At 69.6% G+C, this 25,793-nt stretch carries 21 protein-coding genes; 10 read left to right on the forward strand and 11 right to left on the reverse strand.

Annotated elements, in window-relative coordinates; all coding sequences use genetic code 11:
* On the forward strand, positions 1 to 562 hold a 562-nt coding region (locus ACLV7J_RS12810), incomplete at its 5' end, for an Hsp70 family protein (RefSeq protein ID WP_411869460.1).
* A gap of 119 nt (positions 563 to 681) precedes the next feature.
* Here the strand turns inward: ACLV7J_RS12810 and pstS are convergent.
* The 3 genes from pstS to psbQ all read right to left on the reverse strand — a co-directional run bounded on the left by pstS (position 682) and on the right by psbQ (position 3,408).
* Complete coding sequence (pstS, locus tag ACLV7J_RS12815) at positions 682 to 1,710, reverse strand: phosphate ABC transporter substrate-binding protein PstS (RefSeq protein ID WP_411869461.1); 1,029 nt, start codon at positions 1,708 to 1,710, stop codon at positions 682 to 684.
* A 61-nt stretch (positions 1,711 to 1,771) separates the two neighbouring features.
* Positions 1,772 to 2,878, reverse strand: coding sequence for an NAD(P)/FAD-dependent oxidoreductase (locus ACLV7J_RS12820; RefSeq protein ID WP_411869462.1), 1,107 nt, complete (start codon positions 2,876 to 2,878; stop codon positions 1,772 to 1,774).
* Between the two features lie 38 nt (positions 2,879 to 2,916).
* The gene (gene psbQ, locus ACLV7J_RS12825) at positions 2,917 to 3,408 is read right to left on the reverse strand and encodes a photosystem II protein PsbQ (RefSeq protein ID WP_411869463.1); all 492 of its coding nucleotides are present in this window, start codon (positions 3,406 to 3,408) and stop codon (positions 2,917 to 2,919) included.
* 162 nt (positions 3,409 to 3,570) lie between these two features.
* On the opposite strand from psbQ, the gene ACLV7J_RS12830 reads away from it, so the two are divergent.
* From ACLV7J_RS12830 to ACLV7J_RS12840, 3 genes are read left to right on the forward strand one after another with little or no spacing between them, the layout of a single operon-like run.
* Positions 3,571 to 3,831: a sulfiredoxin gene (locus ACLV7J_RS12830; RefSeq protein WP_411869464.1), complete on the forward strand. Its 261-nt coding sequence runs from the start codon at positions 3,571 to 3,573 to the stop codon at positions 3,829 to 3,831.
* A gap of 43 nt (positions 3,832 to 3,874) precedes the next feature.
* Positions 3,875 to 4,747, forward strand: coding sequence for a formyltetrahydrofolate deformylase (gene purU / locus ACLV7J_RS12835; RefSeq protein ID WP_411869465.1), 873 nt, complete (start codon positions 3,875 to 3,877; stop codon positions 4,745 to 4,747).
* Positions 4,744 to 6,090: an O-antigen ligase family protein gene (locus ACLV7J_RS12840; RefSeq protein WP_411869466.1), complete on the forward strand. Its 1,347-nt coding sequence runs from the start codon at positions 4,744 to 4,746 to the stop codon at positions 6,088 to 6,090. The genes purU and ACLV7J_RS12840 overlap by 4 nt, the downstream gene beginning before the upstream one ends.
* Before the next feature lie 36 nt (positions 6,091 to 6,126).
* Here ACLV7J_RS12840 and ACLV7J_RS12845 read toward each other — a convergent pair whose 3' ends face one another.
* Both ACLV7J_RS12845 and ACLV7J_RS12850 read right to left on the reverse strand, forming a co-directional pair.
* On the reverse strand, positions 6,127 to 8,526 hold the full coding sequence (locus ACLV7J_RS12845; protein ID WP_411869467.1) for a S8 family serine peptidase: 2,400 nt from the start codon (positions 8,524 to 8,526) through the stop codon (positions 6,127 to 6,129).
* A 24-nt stretch (positions 8,527 to 8,550) separates the two neighbouring features.
* Positions 8,551 to 10,146 (reverse strand): B12-binding domain-containing radical SAM protein, encoded by a 1,596-nt coding sequence (locus ACLV7J_RS12850; protein WP_411869533.1) that lies wholly within the window; start codon positions 10,144 to 10,146, stop codon positions 8,551 to 8,553.
* Positions 10,147 to 10,289: 143 nt separating this feature from the next.
* Here ACLV7J_RS12850 and ACLV7J_RS12855 point away from each other — a divergent pair, with 143 nt between their 5' ends.
* Positions 10,290 to 11,552, forward strand: coding sequence for a hypothetical protein (locus tag ACLV7J_RS12855; protein WP_411869468.1), 1,263 nt, complete (start codon positions 10,290 to 10,292; stop codon positions 11,550 to 11,552).
* Between the two features lie 186 nt (positions 11,553 to 11,738).
* On the opposite strand, the gene ACLV7J_RS12860 is transcribed toward ACLV7J_RS12855, so the two are convergent.
* Positions 11,739 to 12,188, reverse strand: coding sequence for a hypothetical protein (locus ACLV7J_RS12860; protein ID WP_411869469.1), 450 nt, complete (start codon positions 12,186 to 12,188; stop codon positions 11,739 to 11,741).
* A 110-nt stretch (positions 12,189 to 12,298) separates the two neighbouring features.
* Complete coding sequence (gene acnB, locus ACLV7J_RS12865) at positions 12,299 to 14,917, reverse strand: bifunctional aconitate hydratase 2/2-methylisocitrate dehydratase (protein ID WP_411869470.1); 2,619 nt, start codon at positions 14,915 to 14,917, stop codon at positions 12,299 to 12,301.
* A 242-nt stretch (positions 14,918 to 15,159) separates the two neighbouring features.
* Between acnB and ACLV7J_RS12870 the strand changes: the two genes are divergently transcribed.
* Both ACLV7J_RS12870 and ACLV7J_RS12875 read left to right on the forward strand, forming a co-directional pair.
* The gene (locus ACLV7J_RS12870; protein ID WP_411869471.1) at positions 15,160 to 16,233 is read left to right on the forward strand and encodes a 3-deoxy-7-phosphoheptulonate synthase; all 1,074 of its coding nucleotides are present in this window, start codon (positions 15,160 to 15,162) and stop codon (positions 16,231 to 16,233) included.
* A gap of 139 nt (positions 16,234 to 16,372) precedes the next feature.
* Positions 16,373 to 16,777: a hypothetical protein gene (locus tag ACLV7J_RS12875; RefSeq protein WP_411869472.1), complete on the forward strand. Its 405-nt coding sequence runs from the start codon at positions 16,373 to 16,375 to the stop codon at positions 16,775 to 16,777.
* Positions 16,778 to 16,781: 4 nt separating this feature from the next.
* Here the strand turns inward: ACLV7J_RS12875 and ACLV7J_RS12880 are convergent, their stop codons facing one another.
* From ACLV7J_RS12880 to ACLV7J_RS12895, 4 genes are all read right to left on the reverse strand, one after another.
* Positions 16,782 to 17,489, reverse strand: a complete 708-nt coding sequence (locus ACLV7J_RS12880; protein ID WP_411869473.1) for a diacylglycerol/polyprenol kinase family protein — start codon at positions 17,487 to 17,489, stop codon at positions 16,782 to 16,784.
* 66 nt (positions 17,490 to 17,555) lie between these two features.
* Positions 17,556 to 18,668 carry an RpoD/SigA family RNA polymerase sigma factor gene (locus ACLV7J_RS12885; RefSeq protein ID WP_411869474.1) on the reverse strand — a complete coding sequence of 371 codons (1,113 nt, stop codon included), beginning with the start codon at positions 18,666 to 18,668 and terminating at the stop codon, positions 17,556 to 17,558.
* A 175-nt stretch (positions 18,669 to 18,843) separates the two neighbouring features.
* The gene (gene ppk1 / locus ACLV7J_RS12890) at positions 18,844 to 20,982 is read right to left on the reverse strand and encodes a polyphosphate kinase 1 (protein WP_411869475.1); all 2,139 of its coding nucleotides are present in this window, start codon (positions 20,980 to 20,982) and stop codon (positions 18,844 to 18,846) included.
* Positions 20,983 to 21,082: 100 nt separating this feature from the next.
* The gene (locus ACLV7J_RS12895) at positions 21,083 to 22,327 is read right to left on the reverse strand and encodes an MFS transporter (RefSeq protein ID WP_411869476.1); all 1,245 of its coding nucleotides are present in this window, start codon (positions 22,325 to 22,327) and stop codon (positions 21,083 to 21,085) included.
* A gap of 163 nt (positions 22,328 to 22,490) precedes the next feature.
* Here ACLV7J_RS12895 and ACLV7J_RS12900 point away from each other — a divergent pair, with 163 nt between their 5' ends.
* From ACLV7J_RS12900 to moaC, 3 genes are read left to right on the forward strand one after another with little or no spacing between them, the layout of a single operon-like run.
* Positions 22,491 to 23,072, forward strand: a complete 582-nt coding sequence (locus tag ACLV7J_RS12900; RefSeq protein ID WP_411869477.1) for a DsbA family protein — start codon at positions 22,491 to 22,493, stop codon at positions 23,070 to 23,072.
* Positions 23,069 to 25,282, forward strand: a complete 2,214-nt coding sequence (locus tag ACLV7J_RS12905; RefSeq protein ID WP_411869478.1) for a putative bifunctional diguanylate cyclase/phosphodiesterase — start codon at positions 23,069 to 23,071, stop codon at positions 25,280 to 25,282. The genes ACLV7J_RS12900 and ACLV7J_RS12905 overlap by 4 nt, the downstream gene beginning before the upstream one ends.
* Positions 25,272 to 25,787, forward strand: coding sequence for a cyclic pyranopterin monophosphate synthase MoaC (gene moaC, locus ACLV7J_RS12910; RefSeq protein WP_411869479.1), 516 nt, complete (start codon positions 25,272 to 25,274; stop codon positions 25,785 to 25,787). Before ACLV7J_RS12905 ends, moaC begins: the two co-directional genes overlap by 11 nt.
* Positions 25,788 to 25,793 lie beyond the last annotated feature (6 nt).

Consider the following 25,793-nt stretch of genomic DNA (forward strand, 5'->3'; position numbering starts at 1 on the left):
CAAGTCGCTGGGAACCTTCCGCCTCGATGGCATCCCCCCCGCCCCCCGTGGCGTGCCCCAGATCGAAGTGACCTTCGACATCGACGCCAACGGCATCCTCAGCGTGACCGCCAAGGACAAGGGCAGCGGCAAGGAGCAGAGCATCTCGATCACCGGCGCCTCCACCCTCAGTGACAACGAGGTGGAGAAGATGGTGAAGGATGCCGAGGCCAACGCCAGCGCCGACAAGGAGAAGCGCGAGCGCATCGACCTCAAGAACCAGGCCGAAACCCTCGTCTACCAGTCCGAAAAGCAGCTCTCCGAGCTGGGCGACAAGGTGGGCGCCGAGGACAAGGCCAAGGTGGAGGGCTTCGCCAAGACCCTCAAGGAGGCGATCGAGAAGGAGGACTACGACACCATGAAGTCCACCCTCGAGCAGCTCCAGCAGGCGCTCTATGCCGCCGGTGCCGCCGTGTACCAGCAGGCCGGCGCTGAGGGTGCGGCCGCCCCGGGTGGCGATGGAGCCGGCGCTGGTGCCGCCGGCGACGACGTGATCGACGCCGAATTCACCGAGTCGAAGTGAGCTGACGGGCCTGGGTCCCACCAGGCCCGTCCAGCAGAAAGCCCCCCATCCGGGGGGCTTTTTCATGGGCCGGTGGCGGGGAGTTGGCCCCGCCCCGCCACCGGCTCCGGCGCGGGGGCCTATGGGGCGACCGTGGCCAGGGCGGCGCGGGCCTTCTCCAGCACCGGCGCCGGCAGGCTCACGTAGCCGAGGGCGGGGGCGCCCGCCTGGGCGGCATCGGAGAGGGCGTAGCCGAAGGTCTTCTGCAGGGCCGGCAGTTTGGCGCCGTTGCCGCCCTTGTAGAGCAGCACCCAGGTGAAGGTCACGATCGGGTAGCCCGCCTTGGGGTTGGGATCGCTGCCGGTGAGGTCCGGGCCCAGGGCGATGGTGGCGAGGGCCTTGGAGGCCTCGGCGGTGTCGGGCTTGGCGAAGCTGCCGGAGGCGTTCTGGATCGCCGCCGCCTGCAGGGGCGGGCGGACGAAGGCCGCTTCCACGTAGCCGAGGCCGCCCTTCACCTGCTGCAGGCTGGCGGCCACGCCCTCGTTGCCCTTGGCGCCGATGCCCGTGGGCCACTGCACGGATTTGGCGGCGCCGGGACCCGCCTTCCAGCTGGGGCTGAAGGCCGAGAGGGAGCTGGTGAAGTTGTAGGTGGTGCCGGAGCCATCGGAGCGGTAGACCACCTTGATGGCCTGATCGGCGCAGCCCAGCTCCTTGTAGTTGGTGATCTTGCCCTCGAAGATCCCCACCAGCTGGGCCTGGGTGAGCTTGAGGCTGCAGCCGGGGTGGTTGTAGGCCACGGCGATGGCGCCGGCGGTGAGCGGGATCTGCACCACGCCGCGCTTCACGGCGGCGGCCTCCTCGGCATCCAGGGGTTTGTCGCTGGCGGCGAAGTCCACCGTGCCGGCGCTGAACTGGCGCACGCCGGCGCCGGAGCCCACCGATTGGTAGTTGACCCGGGCCTCTCCCTTGGCCGCCAGGTCAGCGAACCAGCGCTGGTAGATCGAGGCGGGGAAGGTGGCCCCAGCGCCCTGGAGCGTGGCTCCGCCGCTGGGTGCCCCACCCGGGCTGCCGCCGCCACAGGCCGTGAGGGCGAGGCTGCCCAGCAGGCCCAGGGCGGCCCCCACGGGGACGCGGCGCGGACTGCTGGTGCACGGGCGATTGAGAACCATCGGGGGAAGAAGCTGGGTCGGGCGGCACCGTGGAACGCCGTGCCGGCGCCGCCCCAGCAGGTTACGGCGGGCCTGAAATCCCGCTCCGATCGCTGCCCGCCGCGATCCGCTCCGCCACCCACTCCGCCGTGGCCGGGGCCAGCAGCACGCCATTGCGGTAGTGGCCCGAGGCCAGCAGCAGGCCCGGCTCCAGCTCCTCAAGCAGCGGTGCGGGTGCCCCCTGGGGCCGGGCCCGCAGGCCCTGCCACTGGCGCAGCACCGTGGCCTGGCGCAGCCACTCGGGGGCGCTGCCGCCCAGATCCCGCAGGCTGGCCAGTTCCGCCGCACTGGCCTCGACCACCGGTGGTTCGCCCGCCGGCGGTTCCAGGGTGGCTCCCAGCCACAGGCGCCCGCCGGGGCGCGGCACCAGGTTCACGCCCCCCCAGCTGATCGACCCCGGCCACTGACAGGGGTCCGGGGTTCCCGCCGGCAGCTGCAGCTCCAGGGCCTGCCCCAGCACGGGCAGCTGGGGGCGGTGGTGTCCCACGGGGTCGAGCAGAGCCGGGCAGCCCAGGCCGGCACTCAGCACCAGCCAGGGGGTCTGCAGCCATCCGCCTCCGGCCAAGGCGAGGCGCCAGCGATCGGCACCTGCCTGGCGCTCGATCGCGGTCGCTCGGTCCGCCACCAGTTCCAGGCCCCGCTGGAGCGCGTCGGCGCGCAGGGCGGCCATGGCGGGCAGGGGATCCAGCTGGCCATCGTCCGGGGAGAACAGGCCGCCCACGGCGCCGGCGGGCAGGCTGGGGGCCAGGGCGGCCAGGGCCTCCGCGGCAAGCGGCTGCAGGGTGAGGCCCCGGCGGGCCCGCTCCGCCGCCAGCCGCGTCTGGGCGGCGAACGCGTCGGCATCGGCGGCCAGCTGCAGCAGGCCCGGCCGCCAGGGCAGCCGGTGGCCTGCGGCCTCCAGCTGCTGCCGCCAGCTGGTCCAGAGCTCCAGGGAGCGCTGGCGCAGCCGCCAGCCCCGGCCGCTGGAGCGGCGGTAGATCCGGGCCATCAGCAGCCCCAGGGCCGCGCTGCTGCCGGCCTGCGGCGGCTGGGGTCCGGAGCCGGTCGGATCCACCAGGATCACGCGGTGGCCCTGGCTCTGCAGCAGCCAGGCCATGGAAAGGCCCACCACCCCCGCGCCGATCACCACGACCGGCTGGGGATGCTGGGCCAGGGGTTGGGACCGGTTCAGCTGAGGGCGGCGGCGGGGATCACCTCGGCGTAGGAGCCGAAGCCGCTGGCCACGCGGATGTAGGCCTTGCGCAGCTTCTCGCCGTCCTGCTGGCGGGCGGCTTCGTCGAGGTCGGCGAGGGCGGCCTTGAGCTTGTCGGCGCGCTGGTTGGCCTCGGCCCGCTCGTTGGGCAGCAGGCGCTGGTTGATGTAGAGCATCTCGCGGCCCACCTCGTGCATCGGACCGTGGATCAGGTTGCGGGTGAAGGTCCAGTCGCGCTCGTTCACCAGGGTGGCCAGCTCGGGCAGGCGATCCTTGGCGGCCAGGAAGCCCTCGGCCTGGCGGCTGATGATCTCCAGATCGGCGGGGCTGATGGTGGGGGGCTTGGCCTGGGCGCCGCTGCAGGCCACCAGGCCCAGGCTCAGCACCAGGGCCATCGCCACGAGGGCCAGGCTGCGCAGCGAGGAGCGGAGGGTCTGGAGGAACGCGGACACGCGCTGGACGGCCATGGCGGACGGTGCTTGTCCGGCGACTTTACCGGTGGCGACTGCCCTGGAGACCCGCCAGTCGCGCACCGCAACGCCCCGTCCGTCGCCGCCGGCAGCACGCCCGCGACGCCAAGACACGGACCCAGGTCACGCGCTACAACGAAGTCACTATGAGTTAGTGCCATGCGTGAGCTGGTTCTCCCCCTTGCCGCCATCACCCGGCCCCTGCAGCGCCAGCTCGATGAGGCCAAGGTGGCCTGGCTGATGGAGGCGATCGCCGCCGAGGGCCAGCAGGAGCCCATCGACGTGCTGGAACTCGACGGCCGCTACTGGGGCTTCAACGGCTGCCACCGCTGGGCCGCCCATGAGCGCCTTGGCCTCACGACGATCCGGGCCCGGGTGCGCCGCGCCACCCCCGACGTGCTGCGGCTGCACATGCTCTGAATCCCCTGCCGGCACAATGCCTGCACATCCCCTGCCAGCGGCCATGACCGGCCCCACCGCCATCCTGCAGATGATCTGCCCGGATCAGCCCGGGCTGGTGCGGGAGCTCGCCGGCTGGGTGGCGGCCAACGGCGGCAACATCGTCCACGCCGACCACCACAGCGACCAGGGTGCCGGCCTGTTCCTCAGCCGCATCGAGTGGCAGCTGGAGGGCTTCGGGCTGCCCCGCGAGGCGATCGATCCCTCCGCGGCGGCCCTGGCCGAGCGCCTGGCCGGCAGCTACCAGGTGCACTTCTCCGATGTGCGCCCGCCGGTGGCGATCTTCGTGAGCAAGCAGGACCACTGCCTGCTCGATCTGCTCTGGCGCACCCGCACCGGTGAGCTGCCGATGCAGGTGCCGCTGGTGATCTCCAACCACCCGGACCTGGGGCCCATCGCCGAGGAGTTCGGCGCCCGCTTCGAGCACGTGCCGATCAGCGCCGCCAACCGCCAGGAGGCCGAGGCCCGCCACCTGGAGCTGCTGGCCGAGCACGGCATCGAGCTGGTGGTCCTGGCCAAGTACATGCAGGTGCTCACCCCCGGCTTCCTGACGGCCTTCGATCCCCCGGATGCGTTCCACCAGGTGATCAACATCCACCACTCCTTCCTGCCCGCCTTCACGGGGGCCCAGCCCTACCACCGGGCCTGGGAGCGGGGCGTGAAGCTGATCGGCGCCACCGGCCACTACGTGACCGAGGAGCTGGATGGGGGGCCGATCATTGCCCAGTCCACCGTGACGGTGAGCCATCGCGATGAGGTGGAGGATCTGATCCGCAAGGGCCGCGACACCGAGCGGCTGGCCCTGGCCCGGGCCGTGCGCCTGCACATCAAGCGCCAGGTGATCGTCTACCGGGGCCGCACGGCGGTGTTCGAATGAGCGCAGCCCTGCCGGAGGGTCCGATCGCGCCGCAGCGCCAGGCCCTGCCGGCGCGGCTGCTGAGCCTGCTCGACAGCGCGCGCCCCGAGCCGGCCAACCCCCTGGCCTGGCGCTGCTTCCAGCTCGGTGCCTTCGCCCTGGCCTCCAGTGCCCTGGTCGCTGGCGTGCTGCTGTTTGTGGCCCTGGTGCAGGGCAGTCGTCAGCGGCAGCCCTGGTGGCGTGATCGCGCCAATGGGGTGCTGGCCATCGCCGCCGCCCTGATGCTGTTGGGCTGTCTGGGGGCCAGCAGCGGCCCCCTGGCCTGGGTGGGACTGGGCAACTGGCTGCCCTTCTTCTGGGCCTTCTGGGGCTTCCAGCCCTATCTGCTCACCCCGGCGGCGCGGCGGCGGGTGGCCCTGGCTCTTGTGGCCGGCACGGTGCCGGTGATCGTCACCGGGCTGGGCCAGCTGTGGTGGGGCTGGAGCGGGCCCTGGCAGATCCTGGGGGGCGCGATCGTGTGGTGGATCAAGCCCGGGGGCAATCCCGAAGGGCGGCTGTCGGGCCTGTTCGACTACGCCAACATCACGGCGGCCTGGCTGGCCCTGAGCTGGCCCCTGGTGCTGGCGGCCCTGCTGGAGCGGGCCCGCCGCTGGCGGCAGGGGCTGGTGGGGGCGAGCCCGCTGGCCCCGGCCGGTGGCACGGCCCTGCTGCTGGCCCTGGGTCTGGCGGTGGCCCAGGTGGCGGCCCTCTATCTCACCGATTCCCGCAACGCCTGGGGGGCCCTGGTGCTGGCGGCCCCGATCGTGGCCGGGCCCATCAGCTGGCCCTGGCTGCTGCCGCTGCTGGCGCTGGTGCTCGTGCCGGTGGCCCTCGCCAGCCTGCCGGGGGTGCCGGCGTTGCTCCAGGCCCCCGCCCGTGCCCTGGTGCCCGAGGCGATCTGGGCCCGCCTCAACGACATGAAGTTCGCCGGCGAGCGCAACCTGGCCAGCACGCGCCTCAGCCAGTGGGGCGTGGCCCTGGGGCTGATCGCCGAGCGGCCGTGGCTGGGCTGGGGGGCGGCCGCCTTCAGCGTGATCTACCCCCTGCGCACGGGCCAGTGGCACGGCCATCCCCACAACGTCGTGATCGATCTGGCCGTGAGCCACGGCCTGCCTGTGGCCGCGATCGTGGTGGGCCTGGTGCTGTGGCTGCTGATCCGCGCGGCCCGGCTCGGGATCGCCAGGGCACCGGTGTTCGAGCGGGCCTGGTGGGCGGCGGCCCTGGTGCTGGTGACCCTGCATGCCACCGACATCCCGATGTACGACAGCCGCATCAACATTGCCGGCTGGATCCTGCTGGTGGGGTTGCGGTGTGTTCGGCCCTAGGACTGAAGTCCTGGACCGACTTCCTCAATGCCGAGGTCAGACCAAGGTGGCCCAAGGCGCATCGGCGGCAAGAATGAAGTAACCGGTGGAACTGGCGAAATTATTGCCCTGGATTAGGCCAATGTATTCGTCGGCACTGGTGAACCGTTGGTTGCCATCGCCGAGGTAAAGCTCGGTATCGGCCCCATTGTTGCGAATGAGGTATTGCGCTCCTGCACGCAGCTGGATGCGGTCGCCCTCGGCTGTTTTCAAGTCGGTGATCAGCGCATAGTCGCCAAAGCCGTTGTTTCTGCTATTGCCGTCGTTGTAAAATGTGCCGCGACGATTGTCTGCCAGGATGAATCTGTCTTGGCCTATCAATCCTGTCAGGATGTCAACACTGCTTCTGCCATTGTCATTTCCAGTCTGGCTGACGCCGGCGATCAGGTTGTTGGCGGCGTCACCGGTGATGTTGTCTGAGTTAGCGGTGCCCCAGCGGTCAGTGTTCGCAGGGAGTGGATCGTTGTCGCCAATGTTGAGGCTTGCTATATTCGCTAGCGGATTAACAGTATATCCGCTGCCGCTGGTCACTTTCAGGGTCACGCTTTCGCTGCCCTCATAGAGCGTGTCGTCGATCGGGGTGAGGTTGATGTCAGCGATGGCGCTGCCGACAGCAAAGCTGAGAGCTGTGGCTTGCGAGCTGTAGTCGGTGCCGTTCGTGGCCATGCCTTGCCACAGCACATTGACCGTGAGCGCCGCGTTCAGGTCGCCATCGCGAAGCAGCTGGAAGCTGCCGGGATCAGCCCCTGATTCGGAGGCGGCTGTGTCGATTGCGCGCACCGCGATGATTGGGAGAGGTGTGCTGCTGCTGCCCCCGGTGAGCTGTTGAAGGAAGTTGATGGCGGCTGGAATGTCCAGTCGGCCCCCAGTGACCGTGAATCCGTTCAATGAGGCTGTGGCTGTGGCGCTGTCGAGCAGGGCCTGTTTGATCTGGGCTCCTGTGGCGGAGGGGACGATGGATTTCAGCAAGGCTGCCGCACCGGTCACATGGGGGGTGGCCATGGAGGTGCCGCTGTAATTGCCGTAGGTGTTATCGGGGAGGGTCGACTCGATGCTGGAGCCCGGAGCGCCAAGATCCACGGTGGTGGCGCCATAGTTGGAGAAGCTGGACCGAGCTCCACTGCTGGTGATTGAAGCAACGGCAATCACATTGGGACTATTGTAGTTTGAGGGGTAACTAGCAGTGCTGTCGTTGTTGGCGCTGTCATTGCCTGCGGCGGCGATGAAGAGGATGTCGGCCGCATTGGCTCGCAGGATGGCGTCGTACAGGCCCTGCGAATAGCCACCGCCGCCCCAGGAGTTGTTCGTGGCGACGATGTTTACGCCACTGTTCTTGAGGTTGGTGAAGTAGTCCACCGCTTTGATGGCGTTGGCCGTTGTGCCGCCAGTGTTGCCCAAGAATTTTGCCGAGAGCAGCTTGATGCTCCAGTTCACTCCGGCGACACCGATGCCGTTGTTGCCCTTGGCGCCAATCGTGCCGGCCACGTGGGTGCCATGGTCGTCACCTGTGCCGTCGTAGACAGTATTGTTGTTGCCAGCAAAATCCCAGCCGTACACGTCGTCGACATAGCCATTGGCATCGTTGTCGATCCTGTCGCCTGAGATCTCACCGGGATTGACCCCCGCGTTGTCGCGTAGATCATTATGGGTGTATTGATAGCCTTCGTCGATGATGCCAACATACACATCTGAGGCGCCCGTGTAGCCAGCGGCCCACGCTTCGGCTGCTCCAGTGCCATGGCTGTTGGATGGCGAACTGTCGGAGCCATACATCCCCCACAGGCTCCCATTGGTCACATAGGGGTCGTTGCTTGCGGCTTGGGACTGCAGTACCCAATTTGGTTCTGCATAGGCGACCCCTGGGCGTTGACTGAGTTTTCTGATCGCCTGATCGGCGCTGAGGCCGGGGGGGAGATCCACCCATTCGATGATGCCGGCGCCAGCACTCTTCATGGCGGCTGTATGGATTTCCTCCCGCAGATTGAGTCCCAAGGCTGCGCGGGCGTTCGCCCGCTCCAGGGCCGTGCTGCCAGGCGCCCAGCTCACCAGAAGTCCGTCGAAGCTCGGCTGGGATGTTCCAGGGCCGCCTGGTTCCTTGGGGCCGCCCATCACGCCCGAACTCCTCGCATGTCCAGCACTGAAGAGGCCTTCCGCCTCAGGAGTTTCACGCCGATTCAGCTCCGGGTTGGCGAGCGAAGCACGGGTGCTGTCGAGGGAGGACTGAGCACCGCCAAGTGGTCCGTCATCCGCTCTGGATGAGGGACTCTGGCGGATCGTATTGGGATCAGATTTCCGTCCTTGTATCGGACCGATCGCTGCGGCGTCAAGCGCTTCACTGCGCGGCCGGCTGCTGATCCGATCCAGGACATCCCAGTCCCAGAAGGAAAGGCGGGCCATGGGTTTTCTCGACGGGTCTGAATTTCAACCTACAGCCGTGGCCAGTGCGGCGGCAGCATGCTGTTGCAACGTGGCCGCGGGCAGGGGTCCCTCCAGGTGCTCCCAGGGCAGAACCACCTCGCTGTGCCAGCGCTGGTGGATCACGGCATCCCAGGGGGGCGGCGCCGGCAGGGCCGCCCCCGGGGCCGCCTCCGCCTCCCCGGCCAGCACCGCCCGGTAGGCCTTCTTCCAGCCCCCCAGGCTCTCGTGGCTGCCGCGGGCGGCGGCGATCACCGGGGCCAGGCGGCGATCGCTGCGGGAGAGCAGGGCCTGGATCACGCTCCAGCCGTAGCTCTCGGGGCGCAGTTCGATGCCCTTGGGCTTGAGGCGCTTGGCCAGCAGCTTGAGGCGCTGCTCGGCCTCGGGGCGCACCCCCTCCCACTGGAAGGGGGTGTGGGCCTTGGGCACGAAGCTGCTCACCCCCAGGGAGAGCCGCAGCCCCGGCGTGGCTTTCTTCAGCTCCAGCAGCAGCGCGGCGGTGGCCTCCACGTCGGCCTCCTCCTCCGTGGGCAGGCCCACCATCCCGTAGAGCTTGAGGCCCGTGAGGCCGCCTTCCTTGGCGTAGCGGGCGGCAGCGAAGATCTCCTCACGGCTGAGCTTCTTGTTCACCACCGCGCGCATCCGCTCGCTGCCGCTTTCGATCGCGATCGTGAGCGACTTGCTGCCCCGCTTCGCCAGGATCCGCCCCAGCTGGGGGGTCACCGTGGCGGCCCGCACCGAGCTCACGCTCACGCGGGTGCCGTCGAAGCGGTCCTCGTCGAGCCAGGTGAGCAGGTCGGCGAACTGGGGGTGCTGGGTCACCGAAGCGCCGAGCAGGCCCAGGCGCTGGGTGGCGGTCAGGCCCTTCTCCACCGCCGGGATCAGGCCGTCGTCGAGGCTGGGGGTGCGGAAGGGCAGGGTGAGGTAGCTCGCCAGGCAGAAGCGGCACAGCTCCGGGCAGCTGCGCACCACCTCCACCATGTGGATCGAGGGCCAGGCGGCCTCCGGCGTGATCACCGTGGAGTGGCTGAGGGTGTTGCCGCGCCAGGTCTGCTTGGCCACGGTGGACGGGATGCCGGGTTCGATGGGGTCCACGCCCAGGAGCTCCCCTTCGGCGCCGTAGCGGGGGGCGTAGAGGCTGGGCACATACACACCGGGCACCTGGGCCAGGCGACGCAGGCGCTCGGCCCGGGGTGCGCTGCGGTGCTCCTGCAGCGCGTCGATGAAGGCCGGCAGCAGCAGCTCGCCGTCGCCCAGCAGCACTACATCAAAGAAGGGGGCCAGCGGTTCGGGGTTGGCGGTGAGCACCGGGCCCCCACCGAACACGATTGGATCGCCGTCGCCCCGCTCGCTGGCCCAGATGGGGATGCGCTGCCGCTCCAGCAACTCCAGCAGCACCGGCCCATCCAGTTCCCAGCTCAGGGACAGGCCGAACAGGTCGAGGGCGGGTCCGCGGCCGCGGCTGCCGCCGTGGGGCGGATCGCCCTGGTCGGTGAACAGGCGGCGCACGTCCACATCGGAGCGCTGGGCGAGCGTGGCCCACACCACCTGGTAGCCGAGGCTGGTGATGCCCACCGAATAGGTGCTGGGAAAGGCCAGCACAGCGCGCACGGCTCCGGCCTCGGGCTGGGCGGGTTCGAACAGCAGGGTTTCCTGGTTCAGGGGGACGGTTGAACAACGAATCACCCCACCCTCTCACCCCGTTGTGACCCTGCCAGCAGAATGGCCAGAGAGATGTCTCCGGCATGCTTCAGGTCTCCTCCCGACTCACGCTGCAAGAGCTGATTGATGGTCTGTTGCGCTTTCTCGTTGAAGAAGGCGCGGATTCCCTCGAAAAGCCAGGCAAGGTCAGCACGATCTCGCCCTTTGACTACAATGCCGTTCCTGATGATTCGTCAATCACCTATCTGCAGGGCATCAAGGGGGGAGATCGGCCTGACACGTTTCTGCTCGTGGGTGCGAACGATTCGCCTGGGCCCAATCCCCAGGGCTTTGCCTATGTAGGGCCATTGGATCCGGTGACCAACCCTGCCTTCAATGGCAGCAGTGGCTCAGGGACGTGGTATCCGATCGCCGTGCCGGACTCGTTTGGGGCGGCGGGAACCAGTGTGTACGGCCCTGACAATCTCGACGCCGACCTCGTGAACTATGTGGGTGCCTTCACCCGCGATCTGGGTGACAGCGCCGCCAGTTCGACCAATCCCAGCATTGTTGGATTCACCTACACAGGTGCTGTGGATGGTTCCACCACGGCCGGCTACCGCGAGGTGCAGGGCATCACGGATGAGGGCTTCGCTGGAACCTACACCTTCGTCCATTCCGTGGATGGAGGATTGGCCGTGGGGAACACGGATCTGGCCGCATCCGATGGCCGCACTGGCTACTTCAGCCTGAAGTCGACGGCTTTCATTGTGAGCCTGGCTGACGGCTCGCAGATGCCGATCCAGTTCGATACCGATGATACGGATGACAGCGATCTCATTACCCATACAGCCTACGCCATCTGGTATAACGGCGATGGTCAATACACCATTGCTGGTGGCTCCGGTCTGGTTCTCGATGGCGGCCAGGGAGTTGGCGCCGGTGCGGGCTATCTCGTGGACTATGACAGTGTGACGGGTCAGTTTTCCCATTACACAGAATTCGATTATCAAAACCGCAGCTCCACTGATCTCATTACCCATTTCGAGGGCATCTACCGCGATGCCTCCGGTGACTACTGGTTGCCGGCCACGTCTGTGGCCTTGAACCCCCAGGAGGATCTGGCGATTGCGTCGGTGGTGCGGGTGGAGCGTGATCGATCCGGAGGTTTCGACGCCGAAGCCCAGTGGCTGCCGCTCCAGGTCAAGCAGAGTGGCACCGGGGTGGAAAGCATTCTGTCCACAGGTAATTCCCTCTTTGGCGACGCCGTCGTCGGTTTTGCCAACTACCCCACATCTGCCAATGGGCTGACCCAGGCGGACTACGTGATTCAGGGGAACTGGTTGTTGCCCCAGGGGTGGATCTGACCAGGAGTCGGATCGGCCATCCCCATCGGCCGTTTCCTTGTCTGGGTCACGGCCGATCCCGTTGCGGAGCCTCGGGGGTTGCTGATGGTCCGGGTGCCGCGGGAGGACGCCAGCGACAGGCCGAACGGATCGAGCGCCCGCCCCGGCCGGGGCGGGCGCCGTGGGGGGATGGGCGCCGCCGGAGCCCTACTTGCCGATCAGTGCGGAGAGGGGCCCCGCCAGGCCGCTGATGGCGGAGCTGGCCGCCGCAGCATCGGGGCTGCTCCCCTTGGCGAAGGTGCTGATCAGGGTCTTGGCCGCCGTTTCGATGGCGGGCCACTTGTCGCCGGCGAGGGGCTGGATCACCGGACCGGCCTTGTCCCACAGGGCCTCGAAGCCGCCCAGGGTGGTCACGGCGCCGGCCAGGTTGCCGCCCTTCACCTCGGCTTCGCCCTTCTTGAGCAGGTCCAGCACCGGGGTCACGGCCGGAGCGAGGGCCGCCTGGCCGGCACCCTGGGCGGCCTCCTTGGCGGCCTGGCCGAGCCCGCCCGCGGCCTGCTTGGCGGTGTCGCTGGTCTGAGAGCAGCCGGCCAGGGCCAGGCTGCCCGCAGCCACCAGGCTCAGGCTGAGGCGGCTCAGGCGATCAAGACGGGTCATCGCGGCGGAATGAACGCGCCTGAACCCTAGGGAGAGCTAGTGATGGCAAGCCTTTTTACGGATTCTTGTAAGGGTTGCTACAGAAGCGATCCCCCCCCCTGGCGCTGGGCTCAGACGCTGGTCAGCACCTGGGCCTCCTCCTCGGCGCTCACCACCCGGCCGCTGTCCTCGAAGCCCTCGATCTGATCGAAGTTGAGGTAGCGGTAGAGCTCGGCGCCGCGGGGGTCGATCTTGGCGGCGGCGATGGCCAGGTACTGGTCCTTGGTGGGGATCCGGCCCAGCTGGGCGCACACGGCCGCCAGCTCGGCGCTGCCCAGATACACCTGGGCGCCGTTGCCGAGGCGGTTGTTGAAGTTGCGGGTGCTGGTGGAGAACACGGTGGTGTTGTCCTCCACGCGGGCCTGGTTGCCCATGCACAGGGAGCAGCCGGGCATCTCCATGCGGGATCCCGCCTTCTCGAAGATCGCGTAATAGCCCTCCTGCTTGAGCATCTCCTCATCCATGCGGGTGGGCGGGCACACCCACAGGCGGGCGCTGTTGGCACCCTGGCCCTCCAGCACCGTGGCGGCGGCGCGGTAGTGGCCGATGTTGGTCATGCAGGAGCCGATGAACACCTCATCAACGCGGTTGCCCGCCACCTCGCTCAGCGTCTTCACGTTGTCGGGGTCGTTGGGGCAGGCCAGGATCGGCTCGGTGATCGCATCGAGGTCAATCTCGATCACAGCCGCGTAGTCGGCATCGGCGTCGGCTTCCAGGAGCTGGGGATCGGCCAGCCAGGCCTCCATGGCCTTGATGCGGCGGGCGAGGGTGCGGGCATCGCCATAGCCCCGGGCGATCATGTTCTTGAGGAGGGCCACGTTGCTGCGCAGGTATTCGCTCACGGTGTCCACCGAGAGCTTGATGGTGCTGCCGGCGCAGGAGCGCTCAGCCGTGGCATCGGTGAGTTCAAAAGCCTGCTCGAGCTTGAGATCGGGCAGCCCCTCGATCTCCATGATCCGGCCGTTGAACACGTTCTGCTTGCCCTCCTTGGCCACGGTGAGCAGCCCCTGCTGGATGGCCACATAGGGGATGGCGTTCACCACATCGCGCAGGGTCACGCCGGGCTGCAGGGAGCCGGAGAACTTCACCAGCACCGATTCGGGCATGTCCAACGGCATGGCGCCGATGGCGGCGGCGAAGGCCACCAGGCCGGAGCCGGCCGGGAAGGAGATGCCCAGGGGGAAGCGGGTGTGGCTGTCGCCGCCGGTGCCCACGGTGTCGGGCAGGAGCATGCGGTTGAGCCAGCTGTGGATGATGCCGTCGCCGGGGCGCAGGGCCACACCGCCGCGGGAGGCCATGAAGTCGGGCAGTTCAGCGTGGGTCTTCAGGTCCACCGGCTTGGGATAGGCGGCGGTGTGGCAGAAGCTCTGCATCACCAGATCGGCGCTGAAGCCCAGGCAGGCCAGCTCCTTCATCTCATCGCGGGTCATGGGCCCGGTGGTGTCCTGGGAGCCCACGGTGGTCATCAGCGGCTCGCAGCTGGTGCCGGGGCGCACGCCCGGCAGGCCGCAGGCCTTGCCCACCATCTTCTGGGCCAGGGTGAAGCCCTTGCCGGTGTCGGCGGGGGCCACCGGCCGGATGAACAGCTCGGAGGGGGGCAGCCCCAGCTGGGCGCGCACCTTGTCGGTCAGGGAGCGGCCGATCAGCAGGGGGATGCGGCCGCCGGCGCGCACCTCATCGGTGATCGTGCTGGGCTTGAGCTCGAAGCGGGCCACGATCTCCCCGGCGTTCGGCTCCCCGGCGGCGCGCTCGATCGTGCCGGCGTAGGGGCGGATCGTGATCACATCACCGCTGTTGAGCGCGGACACGTCGCACTCGATCGGCAGGGCGCCGGAGTCTTCGGCGGTGTTGAAGAAGATCGGCGCGATCTTGCCCCCCAGCACCACACCGCCACTGCGCTTGTTGGGCACGTGGGGGATGTCGGTGCCGGTGTGCCAGAGCACCGAGTTGATGGCGGACTTGCGGGAGCTGCCGGTGCCCACCACATCGCCCACGTAGGCCACGGGATGGCCCTTGGTCTTGAGCTCGGTGATCAGCTCCAGGCCGCCGGGCATCCGGGTTTCCAGCATCGCCGTGGCGTGCAGGGGGATGTCGGGGCGGGTGGTGGCGTGGGTGGCCGGCGACAGATCGTCGGTGTTGGTCTCGCCCTCCACCTTGAACACCGTCACGGTGATCTCGGCCGGCAGCTCGGGTTTGGCGGTGAACCACTCGGCGGCGGCCCAGCTGTCGATCACCCGTTTTGCATACGGGTTGCTCGCCGCCAGCTCGAGCACATCGTTGTAGGCGTCGTACACCAGCAGGGTGCGGCTGAGGCCCGTGGCGGCGGCCTCGGCGATGGCCGCATCGGCGCTGGAGAGCAGTTCGATCAGGGCGCCGACGTTGTAGCCGCCGATCATCGTGGCCAGCAGCTGCACAGCCTCGATCGGGCTCACCAGGGGGCTGGTGGCCGTGCCCTGGGCCACGCCGGCCAGCCAGCCGGCCTTCACGTAGGCGGCCTCATCCACGCCGGGGGGAATGCGCTCGCTGAGCAGGTGCAGCAGGAAGGCCTCCTCACCGGCCGGCGGGGCCTGCAGCAGTTCGGTGAGGGCCTGGGCCTGCTCGGCGCCCAGGGGCAGGGCCGGCACCCCCAGGGCCTCGCGCTCCGCCGCGGCGGCCCGGTAGCTGGAGAGGAAGGTGGCGGCGCTGGACATGGGCGCGGTGGACATCGGCGCGAGCTTCCGGGGCGCTGCCCCGGGCGGCGGAGTTGCTTTCTATTGTTCTGTGCCGCCGGGACCCTCTGGGTGGCAACGGCTGCAGAACCGGCGCCGGCGCGCCTTCACCGGCCTGCCGGCTCCCCGCTCGCGGGCATGGTGCCGCGCCGCTGACGCCGTGGACCGGCTCTCCGGGGGAGCTTCTAGGCTGATCGATCCATCCGTCGACCCGGATCGCGGCCATGCTCCCCACCTCCGATCTCCACGTGGTGGAAACACGGCCGCTGGTGCCGCCGGCCCTGCTGCACCGCGAGCTGCCCCTCAGCGATGTGTCAGCTGCCACGGTGCGCGACGCCCGCGAGCGCATCAAGACGATCCTGCGGGGCGATGACCAGCGCCTGCTGGTGATCGTGGGGCCCTGCTCCGTCCACGACGTGGACGCCGCCAAGGAGTACGCCGCCGCCATCGCCGCCGAGCACGCGCGTTACCGGGATCAGCTCGAAGTGGTGATGCGCGTCTACTTCGAGAAGCCGCGCACCACCGTGGGCTGGAAGGGTCTGATCAACGACCCCCACCTCGACGGCAGCTACGACATCAACACCGGCCTGCGGCTGGCCCGGGGCCTGCTGCTGCACCTGGCCGAGATGGGCCTGCCGGCGGCCACCGAGCTGCTGGATCCGGTGGTGCCCCAGTACATCGCCGACCTGATCAGCTGGACCGCCATCGGCGCCCGCACCACCGAGAGCCAGACCCACCGCGAGATGGCGTCGGGCCTGTCGATGCCGATCGGCTTCAAGAACGGCACCGACGGCAGCGCCTCCACCGCCCTGCACGCCATGGAGGCGGCGGCCCGGCCCCACCATTTCCTGGGCATCAACCGCGACGGCCACGCCGCGATCGTGACCACCACCGGCAACCCCGATGGCCACCTGGTGCTGCGGGGTGGCAAGCGCGGCACCAACTTCCATCCCGAGGCGGTGGAGGAGGCCGCCGCCGCCGCCGCCAAGGCGGGCCTGCCGGCCCGGGTGATGGTGGACTGCAGCCACGGCAACTCCAACAAGGACTACCGCCGCCAGGGTGAAGTGGCCACCCAGGTGGCCGCGCAGCTGCGCGGCGGCTCCCGCCACGTGATGGGCGTGATGATCGAGAGCCACCTGGTGGCCGGCAGCCAGAAGATCTGCGCCGACCGCTCCCAGCTGACCTACGGCCAGAGCGTCACCGATGCCTGCATCGATCTGGCCACCACCCGCGAGCTGCTGGCCGAGCTGGCGGCGGCGGTGGCCGAGGCCCAGGAGCGCGAGCTGGCGGTGGCCTGATCGCACCGCTTCGTTCACCCTGGCACTCGCCAAGTCTGAGTGCCAGGGCATTACTCCTGTCGCAAACTGTTCACGCCTGACAGTTGTCTCGGTGGTCATCCCTAGGGTGAACTACCCAAGGCAATCGGGAGGTCGTGCCATGACCTATCTCCTGCAGTTCTGCGGTTTCAGCGATCCGCTGCAGCTCTTCTATCTCGAGCAGAGTGCCCTCGGCACCGCGCCAGCCTCGGGGGAAGGCCCAGCGGGCTCGCGCAGTCTCGAGGTCGCCGGTCCTGGCGCCGCTGCCGCCGGTCCGGCCTTCGGCGGCTTCCGCCCTTTCCAGCTCGACGACCTGCTGGCCTGGGCCCTCGACACCGCCCGCCAGCGCCAGTGGGATTCCGGCGTGATCCAGCGCACCGTGCTCGACTGCTGGATGGAGCGGGCCGAGGCGATCCGCCAGTGGCAGCGGCGCCTGCGGGAGGAGCCCTCCGATCGGCTGCTGGTGGCCGGGCTCGGCAGCCAGCACGACTGGCAGCGGCGCTGCGAGGCGATGCTGCGGGCCTGAGGCCTCACGTCGGCCGTGCCAGCAGATACCAGAGCAGACCCACCGCCAGCGGCACGGTGAGGTTGTCGAGGCCCAGCAGGGCCACCTGCTCCAGGGCCACCCCCACCGCCACGATCAGCACCAGGGCCGCCGGGCTGGGCACGGGGATGGGCACGCCGCTGGCCCATCCCCCCGCCACCAGCAGGCCCCAGAGCACCAGCAGCGCCACCAGGCTCACCGCCGCCATGGCACCGGTGCCCAGCAGCGACTTGCGGTGCCCCCACAGCGTCCAGCTGGGGGACGGCCACAGCGGACCGATCAGGCCCGCCGTGCCATCGCCCAGGGCGAGCACCAGCACGCCGGCCGTGACCGCCGCCGGGTGGGCGGGCCAGAACAGGGCCAGCAGGGCCGTGATCGCGGCGCCATAGGCGACGGTGCCATAGCTGTGGCGTCCCACGTCCTCGATCGCCGGCAGCACCCGCAGCCGGTGGTTGAGGGCCGCCAGCAGGGTGATCGTCGCCGCGGCCGGCAGGGCGATGCCGCGCTCGATGCCGGTGGCCCAGGCGATCGGCACCACGGCGCCGGTGCCGATGTGCACCAGCTTGCGGCTCCATTCGCGCTGCTCCGGCCAGGTGCGACGCACCGCCAGGGCCGCTGCGGCCAGGGCCGCCAGCCACAGCCCCACCAGGGCGATGCCGAGCAGCTGGGGCTGCAGCAGGGCGGGGCTGGGCATGGAACCGAACCGGACCCGCCTATCCAATCAGCAACCGGGCCAGCCGCCACGGGCTGAGGGGCGGCGTCAGGCGGCCTGCTGGTAGTTGGTCATCAGCCGCAGCTTGAGGATCGCCTTGGCCTCCAGCTGCCGCACCCGCTCGCGCGACACGTTGATCTGGCGGCCGATCTCGGCCAGGGTCAGCGGTTCGCTGCCCTCCAGGCCGAAGCGCAGCTTGATGATCTTCTGCTCGCGCTCGTTGAGCTGGGCCAGCCAGGCACCCAGGTGCTCCTTCTGCAGGCTGCGGTCCATGGAATCCATGGAGCTGTGGCTGGCCGGATCGGCGATCAGCTCACCGAGGGTGCTGCGGTCCTCCTCGCCGCGGGCGTGGGCATCGAGGGAGGCGCAGGGGGCGCTCTGGGCGATCAGCTCCTCCAGTTCCCTGGGCTCCATGCCCATGGCGTGGGCCAGCTCCAGCCGGTTGGGCTGGCGGCCGAAGCGGTGCGACAGCTCCCGGGTGACGCGCCGCATCTTCGAGAGCTTCTCGCTCACGTGGATCGGCAGGCGGATCGTGCGGGCGCTGTTGTCGATGGCCCGGGTCATGCCCTGGCGGATCCACCAATAGGCATAGGTGGAGAACTTGTAGCCCATGGCCGGGTCGAACTTGTCGACGGCGCGCTCCAGGCCGATGGCCCCTTCCTGCACCAGATCGAGCAGTTCCAGGCCCTGGTTCTGATACTTCTTGGCGACGCTCACCACCAATCGCAGGTTGGCGGCCATCATGCGATCGCGGGCCCGGGTGCCCATGCGGATCTGATGGCGCTGGCGGGGGGTCAGTTCGTCAACCGGCAGGGCCTGCAGGCGCTTCATCGCCTGCACATGGTGGGCAAGCTCGATCTCTTCGGCGGGCGTCAGCAGCGGCACACGGCCGATGTTGCTGAGGTACCAGCCGATCGAATCGGCGCCGAGGCGTCCACCCTGGCGGGCGCCACCGGTCTTGGCGACGGGCGCCTTGGTCGCTGCGGTCTTGGTGATGGCGGCTTTGCTGAGCGACGACTTGGCGATCAGCTGAATGCCGGAGGCCGAGGCGTCTCCAGGCCCGGAGGCTGGGGCGCCATCCCCCTCATCGCCGGCCCTGGAGCCCGACGATCGTGGATCGCGGCTCGATCCAACTGGGTTGGAATGCTGAGGTGTCCCCATGACCCCCGGCCTCCTGATTTGATGTGGCCGGAATGTAGCACCGTTGGCAAGTGGTCACCGATGTAAATCGGAAGACATCTGGTAGGAATTGCCACCGTTTTTGAGGGTCCTTCGCTTGCGGTGCAAGGGACGCCGCTGCCGATCTGTTCAGTTGACCATGTGGCGTTGTTGTATCTCAGGCGACAGTCTCTAGTCCTCGGCGCCAGCCGTCGATCAGCTGCCGCTGCACGGCAAGTTCCACATCTCCCTCCGGCACCCGCTGCAGGAAGCGCCCATCGCTCTGCATGTCCCAGGCGCTGGAGTTGTCGTTCAGATAGCTGTCGATCAGGGCTTCCAGGCGCTGGCGCAGCAGTGGATCCTCGATCGGCGTCACCGCCTCCACCCGGCGATCCAGGTTGCGCGGCATCCAGTCGGCGCTGCCGATATACATCTCTTCATCGCCGCCGTTGGCAAACCAGAACAGGCGTGAGTGCTCCAGGAAGCGCCCGATCACGCTGCTGACACGGATGTTGTCGCTGATGCCCGCCAGGCCCGGCCGCAGGCTGCACATGCCCCGCACCACCAGATCAACCTCCACCCCGGCCTGGGAGGCCTCATAGAGCAGGGCAATGATGCGCGGATCCACCAGCGCATTCATCTTCGCCTTGATGTGGGCCGGCTTGCCCAGCAGGGCGTGCTCGGTCTCTCGGATGATCAGCGCCTCCATGCCCTTGCGCAGGGTCACCGGCGCCACCAGCAGGCGGCGGAAGTTCTGCTGCTTGGAGAAGCCGGTGAGGTAGTTGAACAGTTCGGCCATGTCCTGGCCCAGCTCCGGGCGGGCCGTGAGCAGGCCCAGGTCGGTGTAGAGGCTGGCGGTCTTGGAGTTGTAGTTGCCGGTGGCGATGTGGCAGTAGCTGCGCAGCCGTTCCTTCTCCTTGCGCACCACCAGCGTGATCTTGGTGTGGGTCTTGAGCCCCAGCACCCCGTACACCACGTGCACGCCGGAGCGCTCGAGCTGGCGCGCCCACTGGATGTTGTTGTCCTCATCGAAGCGGGCCTTGAGCTCCACCAGCGCCATCACCTGCTTGCCGTTCTCGGCGGCGCGGATCAGCGCCGCGATGATCGGCGAGTCCTTGGAGGTGCGGTAGAGGGTCATCTTGATGGCCAGCACCGAGGGGTCGTCGGCGGCCTGGTTGATGAACTCCTCCACCGAGGTGGAGAAGAGATCGAAGGGGTGGTGCAGCAGCACGTCGCCGCGGCGCAGCACTGAGAAGATGCTCTCGAACTCCTCGGCCTTGATCGAACCGTCCTCCAGCCGGCTCTTCTGGGTGCGCACCAGGGCCTTGGCGGTGCGGCCCAGGTGGGGCTTGTCCTTGAGATGGGGCAGGGGGATCGCCAGCAGGCTCATCAGGTCGTCGAGCCCCAGGGGGCCGTTGATCCGGTAGAGGTCGTCGGGCTCCACGGCCGTGCCCTCCATCAGCAGGTCCACCACCTCGTCGGGCATCTCGTCGGCCACCTCGAGGCGCACCACCTCGCCGCCGCGGCGGCGCTTGCGCAGGCCCTCCTGCAGGGCCTCCATCAGGTCGTCGGCCTCCAGGTCGCGCAGTTCCAGGTCGGCGTCGCGGGTGACGCGGAAGAAGTAGTGCCCCTCGATCGTCATGCCGGGGAACAGCAGTTCGAGGTTGAAGGCCACCACCTGCTCCAGGGGCACCGCCGTGTAGATCGGCGTGGGCTCGTGCTCGCTCAGCTCCGTGGGGATCTGCACGAAGCGCGGCAGGTTCTTCTGGGGCACCTTCACCCGCGCGAACTGCTGGTGTCCTGTGTCCGGGTCGCGGATCAGGGCGGCCACGTTGAGGCTGAGGTTGCTGATGAAGGGGAAGGGGTGGGCCGGATCCACCGCCAGGGGGGTCAGCACCGGGAAGATGGCGTTCTGGAAGTAGGCGTTCACCCACTCCTTCTGGCGGCGGCTCAGCCGCGTGTAGTCGAGCAGCTGCACGCCGTGCTCGGACAGCTGGTGCTTGAGGTAGTGGCGGTAGTGGGCCTGCTGCTGCTCCAGCAGGGGCAGCAGGCCCTCGCGGATCCGCTCCAGCTGCTGGCTGGGGGTGGCGCCGTCGTCGCTGAGGGTCTGCAGGCCCGCCTCGATCTGCGACTTCAGGGAGGCCACCCTCACCATGAAGAACTCATCGAGGTTGTTGCTGAAGATGGCGCTGAACTTGGCCTGCTCCAGCAGGGGCGTGTGCTCGCTCAGGGCCTGGGACAGCACCCGCTGGTTGAAGGCGATCCAGCTCAGCTCCCGGTTGATGTAGTGCTCCGGAGCGACCACTGGTTGTGCCATTGCCCGTTCCGCCCCTGCGACTTTTCCCCAGCTGGAACCATAGCCAGCCCCTCCGGCCCGCTCCGTGTTCCCCCCGCTTGACGGTCCGCCGGCTGCCGGCTCAGGCGGGGCTCCGCTCCGGCCCCGGCGCGCGCCCGGCCACCAGCGCCACCACCCCCAGCATCAGGGCGATGCCCAGCCAGAAGGGGCTCTGGCGGCCCACCAGGTCGTAGGCCACTCCAGCCAGGGGCGGCCCCACGAAGCTGCCCAGGCTCTGCAGCCCCTGCAGGCTGCCCAGGGCCGCGCCCTGGCCGGAGTCATCCAGGCGGCGCGACACCAGGCTGCGCAGGCAGGGCGTCACCAGGCCGGTGCCCAGGGCCAGGATCGCCACGGCGATGAACACCAGCGGCTGGGCGTTGGCGGGGGTGGCCAGGGGCACCAGCAGGAAGCCCGCCATCACGAAGCCCAGGCCCGCCAGGCTCAACCGCCACTCGCCGAAGCGCTGCACCAGCGGGCCGATCAGGCCGCCCTGCACCAGCGTGGCCACCACGCCCACCACCAGGAAGGCGGTGGCGGCCGGGGCCGGCCCCCAGCCGAAGGCCTGCTTGAAATAGAGCACCAGCACGGCGGTGAAGCCGTTGACGGCCAGGAAGAACAGGAAGAAGGCCAGGCAGAGGCGCCGCACCTGGGGGTTGGTGAACACGCGCCGCAGCTGGGTGAAGGGGTTGAGCTCGCGCTTGCGCGGCAGCGGCAGCCGTGCCTCGATCGGGTGGGTCTCCGGCAGCAGGCCCAGCACCAGCAGCAGGTTCACCAGGGCGAAGCCGGCCGCTGCCCACACCGGCAGGGTCACGGCCACCCCGGCCAGAAGGCCGCCGAGGGCGGGGCCGAGGATGAAGCCCAGGCCGAAGGCCACGCCGATCAGTCCGAAGGCCTTGGCCCGGTTCTCGGGGGTGGAGATGTCGGCCAGCACGGCGCCGGCGGTGGCGGCGGTGCCGCCGCTCACGCCATCGATCAGCCGGGCCACGAACAGCAGCGTCAGCGGCAGGGCGGTGCCCGCGGCCCAGGGCACCGCCTCCCAGTCGATCGTGATCGTGAGGGCGAACAGGCCCAGGCCCAGCACCGAGCCGGCCACGCAGCCGGCCATCACCGGTCGGCGGCCGAAGCGATCACTGAGGGCGCCGATCAGGGGCGTGAAGGCGAACTGGGCCACGGCGTAGCTGCCGGCCAGCAGCCCCAGGGTGCGGCCGCTGCCGCTGAAGCTGGCCAGCAGGTAGGGCAGCAGCGGAAACACGATGCTCTCCCCCAGCCGGTCGTTGAGCAGGGTGAGGAAGGCGCAGAGGGTGGTGGAGGGGCGCGACCAGCGCATCGCGACGGACCCGGAGTGCCTCACCTTCCCATGGGGGCCGGGGCCAGGCGGCGGGCACCACGCTGCTTCCTACCTATAGTTAAGTGTTGACCTGCCGGCGGTGGCGTCCCTGGAAGCTGCGCGACCCCTCCCCCCGGAGCTTCTCAGCAGCCGGGTCGTGGTGGTGTCCGACTTCAATTGCCCCTACTGCTACACCCTCAACGAGTGGCTCACCGAGCTGGATCTGGCCGGCCGGGTGTTCTGGGTCGGCGTGGAGCACAAGCCCCACCTCCCCAGGGATCTCAGCGCCAGCAACCGCCCCGACGACGTGGCGATCCTGCACAGCGAGGTGAGCGACGTGCAGCGGCGGGCGCCGGAGGTGGAGGTGCAGCTGCCGCCGGTCTGGGTGAATTCCCAGACCGCCCTGCTGCTGCAGGCGGCGATCGAGGCCGACCATCCCGAGCGGGCGCCGGCCCTGCGCCAGGCCATCTTCCGGCGCTTCTGGCGCCAGAAGCGCAACATCGCCGCCCCGGAGGAGCTCGCGGACTGCCTCGCCCAGGCGGGACTCGCCTGGGATGACGAGCGCTTCCTCGATCCAGGCCAGCTGCAGCGGATCACCAGCTGGTGGAGCCTGGAGCTCGACCGCATCCCCTGCATGCTGGCCCCCACCGGCGCCCGCCATCTGGGCCTGCAGGACCGGCCGGCCGTGGAGGCCTTCGTGCAGGGCGCCCTGCATGAGCCGCCGCCCGGTCTCGCCTGTCGATGACCGCGCCGGGGTCGCCCGCCGCTGAGGACCCCCGCCGTCTGGAGCGCGAGATCCGGCGCCTGCGCCACGAGCTCGACGCGGCGGTCCACGCCCTGCCGCACCTGCGCCAGATGGTGCAGTTCAGCGGCGATCTGCTGCTGCTCGTGGGCCCGGCCGGCCGGATCCTGGAGGCCAATGCCCGCTGTGCCGCGCTGCTGGGGGTTCCCCAGACGGCGCTCTATGGCCAGCCCCTGCAGCGCTGGATCCCCAATCCCGGCCAGGCCCTGGTGTTCGAGCAGCGGCTGGCCGGTCTCGCCGGCGGCGATCCGCTGCGCATGGAGCTCGATCTCGCGCCGGAGGGCGGCGGACCCGTAGCGCTCGAGCTCGAGGCCCACCGCCTGGACGCCGTCGGCGACCCCCGCTGGACCCTCGCCCTGCGCGACATCGGTGAGCGGCGGCAGCTGCAGTCGAGCGAGGCGGCGCGGCAGGTGCAGGCGGCCCTGATCAGCTCGCTGCGCAGCAGCGAGGGGCGCTACCGGGAGCTGGTGGCCCAGCTCGCCGATGGGCTGGGCCAGCTCGATGCCAGCACCCGCCTGCTGTTCGCCAATCCCGCCCTGCATCGCCTCCTGGCCGTGCCCGAGGGGACGCTGGAGGGACGGCGGCTGGTGGAGTTCGTGGCGCCGGCCGGCCGCCCGGCCTTCGAGCAGTACTGGGGGGCCCTGCTGGCCGGGCAGGCCCGCCAGTTCGAGCTGCCGCTGCTGGCAGCCGATGGCACACCCCGCCTGGTGGGGGTGGAGCTCATGCCCCGGACGGATGGGGTGGGGGAGCGGGAGTCCGGGGCAGTGGGCAGCGTGCTGCTCCGCGATCTCACCGAGCTGCGCCGGGCCGTGGCCGACCTCACCGACCTCGCCTTCCGGGACCCCCTCACCGGTCTGGCCAATGCCGAGGCCACCCGCCGGGAGCTGGAGCGGCGGCTGGCCGAGGCCCCGGACCGCGCCCAGCTGGTGCTCTGGCTTGACCTGGACGGCTTCCGGCGGGTGAACCACAGCTTCGGACGCGCCGCCGGCGATGCCCTGCTGCGCACGGTCTCCGACTGGCTGCGCCAGTGGGCCGGCCCCCGCGATCTGCTGGCCCGGCTCGGTGGCGATGAGTTCCTGGTGGTCCGCGAGCTGCTGGATCCGGCCCAGGCGGAGGCCGTGGTGCAGGACCTGCGCCGCCATCTGGCTCAGCTGGAGGCCCCGGAGGCCGGGGCCGCGATGTGGCTCGGCTTCAGCGCCGGCTACAGCCTGGCCCCCACCCACGGCCGCCAGGCGGAGGACCTGCTGCAGGCGGCCGCCACGGCCCTCGCCCGGGCCCGGGAGATCGCGCCGGGCACCGCCCTGCTCTACGAGCAGGCCTTCACCAGCGAGCTGCGCCAGGAGATGGCCCTGGAGGCCCGCCTCAGCCAGGCCATCGCGGCCGGCAGCCTGCGCCTCGTCTACCAGCCGCAGCAGGATGCCCAGGGCCGGCTGGTGGGCTGCGAAGCCCTGCTGCGCTGGAACGATCCGGTGCATGGTCCGGTGTCACCCGCCCACTTCGTGGCCATCGCCGAGCGCACGGGCCTGATTCATCCCCTGGGCCAGTGGGTGCTGGAGGAGGCCTGCCGCCAGCAGCGGGCCTGGCTCGATGCGGGGCTCCAGCCGCCGCGGCTGGCGGTGAACCTCTCGCCCCGCCAGTTCGAGTGCACCCTGCCGCCCCTGCTCGATCAGATCGCCACGCTGCTGGCCCGTTACCGGCTGCCGGCGGATCTGCTCGAGCTGGAGATCACCGAGTCGTGCATCCTGCCGATGGCCGGCGCCATCCCCCAGATGGAGGCCCTGGCGGCCCTCGGCGTGCGCCTGGCCCTCGATGATTTCGGCACCGGCTATTCCTCCCTGGAGGTGCTCAACCGCCTGTCGATCCACAAGCTCAAGATCGACCAGAGCTTCGTGGCCGACCTGCAGACCAGCCAGTCGGCCCGCATGATCGTGCGCACGGCCCTGGCCATGGGCGAGGGGCTCGGGCTCGCCACCTTGGCCGAGGGGGTCGAGACCGAGGCCCAGCTGGCGGTGCTGCAGGAGCTCGGCTGCCAGACCTACCAGGGCTACTGGTTCAGCCGTCCCCTGGAGGCCGACGCCTATCGGGCCCTGCTGCCCACCCGGGGTGCCGGCCAGCAGGATGGGGCCAGCGCTCCCCGTGCCGATGCCCCCTGATCCCGCCGGCGCCGGCCTCAGCCACCTCAACGCCAGCGGCGAGGTGCACATGGTGGAGGTGGGCGACCGGCCCGCCAGCGACCGCCGCGCCGTGGCCGAGGGGTTCCTGGCGATGGATCCGGCGGTGCTGGCCCTGGTGCTGGAGGGCCGGGCCGCCAAGGGCGACGTGCTGGCGGTGGCGCGGGTGGCGGCGATCCAGGGTGCCAAGCGCACCTGGGAGCTGATCCCCCTCTGCCATCCGATCGCGCTCACGGGCCTGGAGGTGCGCATCGAGCCCGCCGCCGACGGCAGCGGCCTGCGCCTCGAGGCGGCGGCCCGCACCACCGGCCCCACCGGCGTGGAGATGGAGGCGCTCACGGCCGTGCAGGTGGGCCTGCTCACCCTCTACGACATGGTGAAGTCGGCCGATCCGGCCATGACCATCGGCCCGGTGCGGCTGCTGGAGAAGACGGGGGGACGCCACGGCCCCTGGCGCCATCCCGCCGCTGTGGGCTCCCGTGCCTGAGCGTCC

The sequence above is a fragment of the Vulcanococcus limneticus LL genome, from assembly GCF_943369875.1.
In the GTDB taxonomy this organism is placed as follows: domain Bacteria; phylum Cyanobacteriota; class Cyanobacteriia; order PCC-6307; family Cyanobiaceae; genus Vulcanococcus; species Vulcanococcus limneticus_A.